Origin of the sequence: Marinobacter guineae (assembly GCF_002744735.1) — a bacterium.
Taxonomy (GTDB): domain Bacteria; phylum Pseudomonadota; class Gammaproteobacteria; order Pseudomonadales; family Oleiphilaceae; genus Marinobacter; species Marinobacter guineae.
The window spans coordinates 1-371 of record NZ_KZ319360.1; the positions used below are offsets into that span (position 1 = coordinate 1).

Below are 371 nucleotides of genomic sequence, written 5' to 3' on the forward strand. Positions count from 1 at the left end.
TGAATCTATGATTTCGGGGGAGCCGGTTCCGGTAGAGAAAGTGGAGGGAGACAAAGTAACCGGGGCCACCATCAACGGTACCGGAAGCCTTGTTATGGAGGCGACCCGGGTTGGCGCGGATACTACGCTCAGTCAAATCGTCGAGATGGTTGCCAATGCCCAGCGCAGCCGCGCGCCTATCCAGAAGTTTGCCGATATGGTGGCCGGCAAGTTCGTACCAGCGGTTATTGTCGTGGCGGCCCTGTCCTTTGTGGCGTGGGCCATCTGGGGGCCGGTACCAGCTTTGTCGTATGCGCTCGTGTCTGCGGTTGCGGTGCTTATCATCGCTTGCCCTTGCGCATTGGGGTTGGCTACGCCTATGTCGATCATGA

1 protein-coding gene is annotated in these 371 nt (G+C 58.8%); it reads left to right on the forward strand.

Annotated elements, in window-relative coordinates; all coding sequences use genetic code 11:
- A partial coding sequence (locus tag CLH62_RS20895) for a P-type ATPase actuator domain-containing protein (RefSeq protein WP_456085525.1) occupies nucleotides 1-371 on the forward strand: 371 nt, incomplete at both ends.